The sequence below is a fragment of the Nocardia higoensis NBRC 100133 genome, from assembly GCF_000308595.1.
Classification (GTDB): Bacteria; Actinomycetota; Actinomycetes; order Mycobacteriales; family Mycobacteriaceae; genus Nocardia; species Nocardia higoensis.
Window position 1 is genome coordinate 1 of sequence record NZ_BAGA01000126.1, and the last position, 9432, is coordinate 9432.

Below are 9432 nucleotides of genomic sequence, written 5' to 3' on the forward strand. Positions count from 1 at the left end.
GCGTGATCGGCGCGGCGCAACACATCGGCGACCGTGGTCTGCCCGGGAATGCCCACGGCCACTCCGACACTCGCGCCGCGGCTGACCGATTCCCCGCCGACAGTCACCCGGCGGCCGATCAGCTGCTGCAACCGGGTCGCTTCCAGCTCCGCGGCCACCGAATCCATCGGCTTGTCGGGCACGATGACGAATTCGTCGCCACCGAGCCGGGCGATCATGGCGTCGGGGCCGAGATTCTCCCGCAACCGCGAGGACAGCGTGCGGATGAAATTGTCGCCCGCGGTGTGGCCGAGGAAATCGTTGAGCGCTTTGAGTCGATCGAGGTCGAGGAAGAACGCGGCCACCGGGCCGGGCGCACCGGGACGCAACCGATCCTCCATGTACTCGAGCAGCGCGCGCCGGTTCGCCAGGCCGGTCAGATCGTCGTGCAGGGCGATGTAGCGCAGCCGCTCCTCGGCCGCCACCCGCGCCTGTACCTGAGCCAACAGCGTGGCGATCGCGGTGAGCGCGTTCAGTTCGGCGGTATCCCACTCGCGGTCGCCCGATTTGATGAAACCCAGCAGGCCGGTGGATTCGCCGCGCGAGACCAGCGGCACACAGGACATCGTGACCTGCGGGATTCCGGAGGACTTGCGAATGGTCTCCTGGTAATCCTCGGATTCCGCGCCGGGCCGCACGATGATCGGCTCGGTGGCGAATTCCAGCTCGCGGAACACCGAATCGGCCTCGGCGAAATGCACCACGGCCAGCGGATCGGGATCGGGGACGTCGGTGCGATGCGGCCATTCGGCGATCAGGACGGTCTTGCGCTCCTCGCGATCGGTATGGCGCAGATAACCGAAATCGATGTCGAAATGCTCGACCAGCTTGGCCAGCACGCGTTCGCTCGCCGCCACCATGCTGATGGCGTCGACGCCCATCAACTCGGAGGCGACTTCTGTCACCAATGAGTCGAGCGTTCGCCGAGGCACCCTGTCTCCGATCGTGCTAGCTGCCCTGGCCCGCGCCCGGTACTGGAAGCCGCCTGCTGCGCACCGAGGCTGCTGCCGCGTAGCTCAGGCGAAGGACCAACGCCATGATCTCATGCCCAGGTACTCCCAGCAGGTCCAGGAAACGGCCCTGAAGTGAGGTCAGTGTATCCGCGAAATCCTCTGAAATCGCGATCAGCTCCTCCTGGTCGTGTGCGTAGCCGAACACCGGCGACATCGGCTGCACCGCCAGACCCCGCCGTCCGGCCTCCAGCCAGACCCGTTCGACGGCCATTCCGGCACGCGCGTAATCGATCAGCGACGCGCCCGCGCGTCCCGCCGCGCACGGCAGCGTGACGGCGATGAGAGCCGAGCCGGACAACAGCTGATCGCGCGTGGAGTCGCCGAGACTGCGGCCGCCGGACCAGTTGCGCAGCAGCGCCACCACATCGGGGCGCGAGGCGATGCGCAGCTTGGCCAGATCGGCGTCGTCGAGTTCCATGCTGCGCAGGTCGATGCCGTCGCGCAGATCCTCGCCGGGGCCGCGCAGTTCGGAGAACAGCTCCCGGTGCATCCGCGGGGTCAGCATCCGGACCCGGTCGGAGGCGCCGAGCACGTCGGCGGCCTCGGCCAGGGCGGCGCGATCGGTCATCGCGCGGACCAGCGCGCCCTCGGCGCGGGCGGCGGCGTCGAGCGCGGCCAGCACGCTGTCGCGGATGGGCGCGCGGTTGCCGGTGCGGCGGTTCGTGCAGCGGGTCAGGGCGGCCGGGTAGTCGCGGGCCAGCAGCGGATCGGCGCCCGCGCCGAAGCGCAGCGTGGCGGTGAGCGGGACGTCCTCGCCCGCGGCCAGGAGGTGTTCGCCGAGCAGGCCGTGGGCGGCCGCGGCGGCGCGGGCGTTGTGCAGGGCGGCGCCGATGGCCACGGCACTGGCCCGGTAGCCGACGTCCATGGTCGAGGAACGCTCGGGCGCGAGGTCGATGCGCAGCTCGTCCTCGGACAGTCGCAGCCGCCACGGCTGGACGTTGCCGCCGGACGGTGCGCGCTGGGCCGCGGCGGCCACCTGCACGCGCGGCGGGCCCGAAGGGAGCAGTTCCGGATCGGCGTCCCGCTCGCCCCCGCTCAGGTCGAACTTCTCCGCGCCCGGCCCGGTGCCATCGGATCTCGCAGCTTGCCGCTGCGGTGCGCGGACGGGCCGCTTACCGCCGTCGCGGGGCATCCCGGACCCCACCTCGGCGCGGTTCGGCGCCGGACCCGCCGCAGCGCTCGCCGGCGCCGACCCCACCTCGGCGCGGTTCGGCGCCGACCCCACATCGGCGTCACCCGGCGCCGGACCCGTCTCAGCGCCGTTCGACGCCGACACCGCATCGATGCCGTTCGGGGCCGGACCCGTGCGGGTGCGGCCGGATGCCGGGGGCGCCGATCGGCCGGACTCCCTCGCGGACACGCCGGGCCCGGCGGCCTCGGCGAGGGCTCCGGCAACGTTGCGGTCCGGCCCCGCCCGATCTGCGAGCCCCGCCGTGGACCAGCTCTCGTCGTCGGTGGGCACCGGTTCGGCGAGCCCGTCGAGCTCGCGTTCGACGTCCACCCGGGTACGCCCGGACGGCAGCTCGCGGCCGAGGCCGATCCGCCGGACGGCGGCGGCGGCGATCGCGGCGCCCAGTTGCACGTCCCCGCCCAGCTGCGGCCAGGTCGTGACGGTGCGGTCGATCTCGGCGAGGCTGGCCGCCATCCGGGCGGACAACTCGTCCGGACCGAGGATCCGCAGGACGTGCGGGGCCTTGTCCTTGGTGGACAGGCCGCGCAGATCGGCGGCGACGGTCTCGCCGAGCAGCCCGTGGAAGGGCTTGCGATCCGGTTCCAGGTCGAAGCGCTCGACATCGAACAGGCCGCGATCACTGGTGTCCATGAGCAGCGGCAGGCGATGCCTGCGGGCGCCGTCGCGCACGGCGAACTTCACATCCAGCGAGTCGCACTCCTCCAGCACCAGCGACAGTCCGCGCAGGAATTCGTCCACGGAGTCCTCGTCGACGCCTGCGGTGAACACCTCGACCGGCAGATACGGGTCCAGTTCGGCAATGCGCCGCGCGGTGACGACCGCCTTGTTCAGCCCGATGTCGAACAGCGTGCCGGGCACCCGGTTCAGGTTGGACAGCTCGATGTCGTCGAAATCGGCCAGCCGCAACAGCCCGCAGGAGCCTTCCAGCGCGATCGTGTGCGCGATGGCGTGCCCGACGCTCTGCCCGACCACGCCCACCGCGATCCCGGCGAGCCGGTCCTGCTCGGCGGCGGTGAGCTTGTTGCGGTTGCGGTCGAGGCGGATCGCGCGGAACGTGCGTGGCCCGGGCAGGCCGACCAGGGTGCGCCGCCACGGGTAGTACACCCAGCGGTCGGCGCGGGCGTCTTCCGGCTCGATCGGCGGCGCACAGATCCGGGACAGTTCCGCGCGGAGCGAATCACGCATGTCGCGGATGCCCACCGTGGGGACCGCGCGCAGCCGGGTCAGTATCGCGGCGTCGTCGGCTGCGTGCTCATCGAGGATCAGCGGGCGGTAGAGCGCCTCCGAGTCGGCGGCCGGCGCGCCGGTTTCGGCCGGCTGGGTGTCGGAAGCGGTCATCGAGCGGTCGGCCTTCCCGCCACGGCTTCGGCGACCGCCGGTCGCGGACAGGTCCTGCCCCAGGCACGCAGGGCGGCGCGTTCCAGAACGATGAGCGCGCTCTGGTTGCGGGTGGCGTACGCCGAGTGCGCGTGGGTGTCCCACCACAGCGGGACGGTGCGATAGCGCTGGTCCGGATAGGCGACCGCGGCGACCTCGTCGGCGATCCGCGCGCCGCTGGACAGGTAGCGGTCGATGCCGTGCCCGGCGGACGTGGCGAAACCCCAGCGGGCGCCGAGCAGCCAGGCGGCGTGCACGACGCAGCGCGCGACCGCGGCGCCCAGCGCCGACCGGTGCGCGGCCGCCCGGTCCACCCAGACCGCCTTCACTTCGACGATGCCCTCCCGGGCGCGCTCGTCGATCATGGCCCGCAACGCGTCCTCGCCGGGCTCGCCCGCCCAGGCGGACAGTCCGTGGGCCTCGGCCGAACCGGAGTACGGGCCCTGGGCGCGCAGGCCCGCCACGACCTCGCCGTCCTGATCGACCGCGGCGAAGAAGAGCGCGGTCGAACGGCCGTCGGCCACGGACTCGTACTCGAGCGCCGACTCGACGCCGAAGCGGTGGTACACGCGGTGCGCCCCGGCCAGATAGCGCCGCCACAGTTCGGGATCGGCCTCGGGGGTCGTCACCTGGAAGGCGTGACCGGAGTGCATGTCACGAAAACGCAGCACGCGCTCGGCGCCGACCGTGACCATCTCGACAGTCATGTGTTCCTACTCCGTCGTCACCGCAGGCTGCGCCCGCAGGGGGGCCGCTTTACCCGCTCCCCCGAGTTCCTAAACCCCGGGAGAGTCGCATACGGCAGTATCCGTCATCGAACAGGAATTGACCAGGAAACCGGCAACTGGGTCGAGACATGCGCCAGACCTGACAAACTCCCTGTTCGCGCCGGTGCAATCCGCTTTACAAGGTAACCAACGGACCATTTGGTTTACCGTTAGTTAATATCCGGCTATCAGACCAGGATGGAGATATACAGCTCGACGTTCCCGGGGCCGCTCCAAACCTCGATCTCCTCCCGGTAGGCGCGGGTGATCTCCGCCGACGCGGTGGCGTCGTCCACCTGCGCCCAGACATCCTCCACCGGGTCGTGATAATCGCCGTTCGGCTCGAATCGCGCGTACACGCCCTTCGGTACCCGGACCAGCAGATCACCGACCGGCACGGCCGACGGAGCGAGGTACTCGAAGCACACCAGCGCGTTGTGATTCCCTGCCGGATCAGGCACGTAGACGGTGTACATGGGACGATCGCCGCCCTCGCGATCCCGCAGCCGGTCCTTGAGGAACTCGATCAGTTCACTGTTGCTGACCTTGAAACTCGGCGTCACCCTCGGCACCACGAGACCGCCGTAGATCGCCTCGTTGCGGACCGCGATCGTGTACGTCATCGGGGGTCCACCGCCAGGTAGAGCTCGATCTTGTAGGCGTGCGGATAGCACTCGAAATCGCCTGTGTAGGTGCGCTTGATCTGGTTGTGCTCCTCGGCGTAGGAGATCTGCGTCCACAGGTCGGTCATCACCTGCGGAAAATCGCCGACGGAAGAGAATTTCGCATAACTGCCGCGCGGCAGCCGGGCCACCAGATGGCCGCGCGTGACCTCGTCGAAAGAACGGCACCGGTAGCCGACGATCTGGGTGTTGTAGGTACCGAGTTCGCCGGTGTAATCGGTATACGCGCTGGCCAGCGGGCCGCCGAGCTCCTGATGTAGCACCGCCGCCCAGGCCGCTTCGAGGGCATGATCCCGTAGTTCGCCCAGTGCGCGTTTCGGACTGCGGACGGGTAAACCGGCGACCCAGGTCTCGTCCCGCTCGACGATTTCAAACTGCATGGAAAACTCTCTCGAGGTGCATCGGCGAGCGCACCCGCATTCCGGTCGGCTGGAAAAGCCATGCTATCAACTCGATCATGAAGGGTCCGAGCACGGCGGAGCACGCGAATCGGCCGACAACACGGCACTGAACTGGACAAACGTCCTGAAAGGCGCGGCGGATCCGGCGTACGTCAGCCACCGACGACGATACCGGCAATATTTTCCGGCGAACTATCGGCTATCGATGCGACGCGTGCCGATCCGGCAGTCTCACCACCAGCCGAGGATCGGTCCCAGCTTGCGACCCAGTTCCGGCGCCAGCGAGCGCGAGTAACTGGCCGTCAGATGGTGTTCGTCGTGGTAGACCAGGGTGTTGCCCACCACCACCGGGCAGATGTCCGGCTCGCACACCGCATCGGTCAGATCCAGCGTGAACACGTTCGGGAACGAGGCGGCGGGTCCGTCGGCCGGATTGGCCGGATCGAAGGCGTCCGCCCGGAGGATCCCGCAGCTGTACCGATCGCCGTTCTCGGCCAGGCAGTCGATGGCCCGGTAGCGCACTCCGTCGCGACGCAGCCAGGGCGTGTCGCGAATCGCCAGGATGTTCAGGCCGTGCTCGGACAGCCGGGACCAGACCTGCACATAGTCGTCGGGCGTCTCGTCGCCGATCAGGTCCCTCGGCCTGGTCCCGGTGGTGAACACCCAGTCCGGACGGTCCACACCGAGCCGGTCGATCACCTCCAGCGACCAGTCCCGGCAGTCCGGAATCGACTGGCCCTTGTAGGAGGTCTCCGCGGCCACCGTCAGCGGACACCCCATCTTGAGGTAGACGTCGATGCGGACGCCGTTCTCCCGGCCGAGGATGTCGAGAGCGGGCACCCAGTGCTCGGCATGGGAGTTGCCGACCACCGCGATGGTGCGGTCGGCGTCGGGATCGCCGTAGGAGCAGGTGATCACCTCGCGGGTGTCCCAGTCGGAGATGCAGCCGTCGCGGGTGGGGTAGGCCGCGTCGGCAGGCGCCTCGAACACACTCGGCCGCATGTCGGCATGGGGGGTGTGCGCGCCGCCGACGAGCGCTTCCGCCCCCGGATAGCGCAGGGCGTCGAGATCCTGCACCGGATGCGGCGGCGACAGACTGGTGATCACCTGGGACGTGACCGTCAGGGCCAGCACCGTCACGCCGAGGGCGAGCATCATCCGCCGGCCCAGTTCCACCCGAGGCGGCCGGGCGGCGGCGGGCGCGCGCAGCGGCTCCTCGACGAATCGGTGCGTCAGGTAGGCCAGCACCAGCGACACGGCCAGCACGGCCAGTCCCGGACGCACCCCGATCGTCGCGTTGCCGAGGTGAGCCAGCACGAAGATCAGCAGCGGCCAGTGCCACAGGTACAACGCGTAGGCCATCTCACCGAGCCGCACCGCCGCGCTCGAGGCGAGCAGCCGGTTGGGCAGCGGGAGCTGATCGGTGGACAGATTCTGACCGGCCAGGATGAGGGCGACGGTGGCGCCGACCGGGATCAGCGCCGCCGGGCCGGGGAACATCGAACTGCCGTCGACGATCCAGCCGCAGGCCGCCACCAGCGTCGCGCCCGCCAGCGCGAGCAGCAGGCGCACGGCACGATGCAGGTTCAGCCCGGGCAGTACCACCGCGACGAGCGCGCCCGCCAGCAGTTCCCAGGCGCGGGCGAAGCTGTCGTAGTAGTTCCAGCCCTGTTGCAGGTCTACCCCGCGTGCCGCGTAGACGAACGAGGCCGCGGCCAGCACAGCCAGCACGAAGGCGACGACCGGGCGCACCGCCGCCGGCCTGCCCAGTGTCCGGCAGGTCCACACCAGCACCGCGATACCCAGCAACGCGGCCAGATAGAACTGACCCTGCAACGACATCGACCACAGGTGCTGCAGCGGGCTCACCGACGGGTCGGCGGCGAGATAATCCGCCCAGGAGAACGCCAGGTACCAGTTCTGGTAGTACAGCAGCGAGGCCAGCGTCTGCGACGCCAGTTCCGTCCACTGGGTATAGGGCTTGGTCAGCACCACGAACAGCGCGACCGTCGCCAGCACCAGCACCAGCGCGGGCAGCAGACGCCGGGCCAGCCGGGCCAGGGTCTCGCGTACCGGGATACCGTTGTCGGAACCGGCGCGGCGCAGCAGCGAGGCGGTGAAGAAGAAGCCTGCCAGCACCAGGAAGACGTCGACGCCACCGGAGACCCGGCCCATCCAGATGTGGAAGACGACCACCAGCGCGATGGCGACGCCGCGCAGGCCGTCCAGATCGGTGCGATAGCCCGTGGGGCGTACCCGGGCGGCCGGAGCAGCGGGGGCCGCGCCGGGAGCGACCACCGTATCGGTGGCCGGAACGGCGGAAGTGGCGACTACCGCCGCCACTTCCGAGCCTCGCGCCGCCGTCATCGGGCTGCCGGACTACACCCGGCCGGATCCGGGTGTGCTGCGACATCGTCGCCGGAGTGGACGAACGGTGAACGAGACATGACCAACCTCTTATCACGGCGACGGAGGGAGGTCCAACCCACGATCCTGCCCGACACGCCGGGGCTGTCATCCACCGGGTCCACAGCTCCGAATCAGATCCGTAGGTCGTCCCTTCGGAATGAGGTAGCCAATGGGCAAGCACGCTGCGGGCGCACACAACCGGCCCGCCGCTGGACACCGCAGTTTCGCCTTGCGTCCCGCAACCGTCCTGCTCAGCGGGGCGGTCTGCGCGGCCGTGATGGGCACCGCACCCGCCGTCGCCGACGATCACCCGGTCGAGGCGCCGGTCGGGCAGCTTCCGATCGTACCCGGCACCGCGGAGACACCGGGGCTCGGCTCCGGCCCGCTCGGCGCGTTCGGCTTCGGTGTGCCCACACCGGCGCAGGCCGACACGCTCGCGCAGGTGTACACCGGGCAGCACGTTCCCGACCCGGCTCGATCGATCATGACCGCCTTCGGTCTCGCGCCGACGGCCGTGGCAGCCACGCCTGCCGCCACGCCGATCACCGAGCCCGAGCCGGTCCCGCCGCCCGTGCTGACGGACAACCAGCTGCGCATCGGCAGCGTCCGGGTCGACCGTCCCGACTTCATCCCGACGGATGTCGCGGTGCAGATCAACGACGGCGCGCTCGCCGCGGAGACCGGGCTGTCCGACACCCTCGACACGACCGGCATGGATCCCGCGCGCTCCGACGTGATCGCCGAGAAGGTGATCGGCGATGCGGCCATCGGCGCGGTCGTCGGCAACACGCTGTCCTCCCCCCTCTCGAGCGCGGGCGCCATGGTCGGCGCCATGGCCGGGTTCATCGCGGGCATCCCCTTCCTGCCCGCCGGCCTGGTGGTGGTGCCGGTGATCGGCGCCGTCATGGGGTACGCGTTCGTCGCCGCGCCGGCGGTGGCCGCGGGCGCGCTCATCGGTGGCGCCGTCGGCGCGATCGAGGGCTCGCTGGCTCCCCTGGCCTCCGACCTTCCCGCGCCGCCCGCCGCCTGAGCGAGCGCCGCGCACACCGAGCCGGGCTCACGGTCACCCGCCGGGGCTCGGCTCGGATCTCTCGACCGGAATCCTGCCCGGCCGAGGGCGGTTCCGCCGGGGTATTTCCGGCCCGGGGGCCCGAGCTGTCGTTGTCGTGCATCCATTCGGCCTGCCGCTCCGAATTCCTTCCGTAGGTCCTTCCCTTCGGAATGAGGTAGCCAATGGCCACATCCACCAGGCCCGCCGCTCCACACCGCACCTTCGCCCTGCGTGCCGCGACCGCCCTGGTGGCCGGTGCGGTGTGCGCCGCAGTGGCCGGGACCACGCCCGCCGCCGCCGACGACCAGCACTTCAGCACACCGGTCGGGCATCTTCCCGGCCGGCTCACCGACGCTCTCGGCCTGGGACCGGATCCGCTCGCCACGTTCGGCTTCGGCACGCCGACCATTGCCCTGCCACCGCCGGTCGACGCCGTGCCGCCGCCGCCCGCACCGGATCTCGTCGGGATGGTCGGCTCGGCGCTCGGCATCACGCCGCTC

Annotated in this window: 8 protein-coding genes; 2 read left to right on the forward strand and 6 right to left on the reverse strand. The window is 70.3% G+C overall.

Going from position 1 to position 9432, the window contains the following annotated elements; all coding sequences use genetic code 11:
- From ON26_RS22785 to ON26_RS22815, 6 genes are all read right to left on the reverse strand, one after another.
- On the reverse strand, positions 1-944 hold a 944-nt coding region (locus tag ON26_RS22785), incomplete at its 3' end, for a diguanylate cyclase domain-containing protein (RefSeq protein WP_157171982.1).
- Between the two features lie 43 nt (positions 945-987).
- Positions 988-3582, reverse strand: coding sequence for an Rv1355c family protein (locus ON26_RS31775; RefSeq protein ID WP_051027385.1), 2595 nt, complete (start codon positions 3580-3582; stop codon positions 988-990).
- On the reverse strand, positions 3579-4328 hold the full coding sequence (locus ON26_RS22800; RefSeq protein ID WP_174375435.1) for a hypothetical protein: 750 nt from the start codon (positions 4326-4328) through the stop codon (positions 3579-3581). The genes ON26_RS31775 and ON26_RS22800 overlap by 4 nt, the downstream gene beginning before the upstream one ends.
- A gap of 248 nt (positions 4329-4576) precedes the next feature.
- The gene (locus tag ON26_RS22805) at positions 4577-5011 is read right to left on the reverse strand and encodes an effector binding domain-containing protein (protein WP_040798376.1); all 435 of its coding nucleotides are present in this window, start codon (positions 5009-5011) and stop codon (positions 4577-4579) included.
- Positions 5008-5451, reverse strand: a complete 444-nt coding sequence (locus tag ON26_RS22810) for a GyrI-like domain-containing protein (protein WP_040798378.1) — start codon at positions 5449-5451, stop codon at positions 5008-5010. The genes ON26_RS22805 and ON26_RS22810 overlap by 4 nt, the downstream gene beginning before the upstream one ends.
- 252 nt (positions 5452-5703) lie before the next feature.
- Positions 5704-7815 carry an acyltransferase family protein gene (locus ON26_RS22815; RefSeq protein ID WP_306307253.1) on the reverse strand — a complete coding sequence of 704 codons (2112 nt, stop codon included), beginning with the start codon at positions 7813-7815 and terminating at the stop codon, positions 5704-5706.
- Between the two features lie 235 nt (positions 7816-8050).
- On the opposite strand from ON26_RS22815, the gene ON26_RS31780 reads away from it, so the two are divergent.
- On the forward strand, positions 8051-8911 hold the full coding sequence (locus ON26_RS31780) for a hypothetical protein (protein ID WP_051027387.1): 861 nt from the start codon (positions 8051-8053) through the stop codon (positions 8909-8911).
- 203 nt (positions 8912-9114) lie between these two features.
- The coding region (locus tag ON26_RS22825) for a hypothetical protein (protein ID WP_040798380.1) at positions 9115-9432 on the forward strand (318 nt) is incomplete at its 3' end.

Coding starts and splice junctions, on each gene's coding strand:
- ON26_RS31775 (WP_051027385.1), bottom strand. CDS start 3,582: ATGACCGCTTCCGACACCCAGCCGGCCGAAACCGGCGCGCCGGCCGCC.
- ON26_RS22800 (WP_174375435.1), bottom strand. CDS start 4,328: ATGACTGTCGAGATGGTCACGGTCGGCGCCGAGCGCGTGCTGCGTTTT.
- ON26_RS22805 (WP_040798376.1), bottom strand. CDS start 5,011: ATGACGTACACGATCGCGGTCCGCAACGAGGCGATCTACGGCGGTCTC.
- ON26_RS22810 (WP_040798378.1), bottom strand. CDS start 5,451: ATGCAGTTTGAAATCGTCGAGCGGGACGAGACCTGGGTCGCCGGTTTA.
- ON26_RS31780 (WP_051027387.1), top strand. CDS start 8,051: ATGGGCAAGCACGCTGCGGGCGCACACAACCGGCCCGCCGCTGGACAC.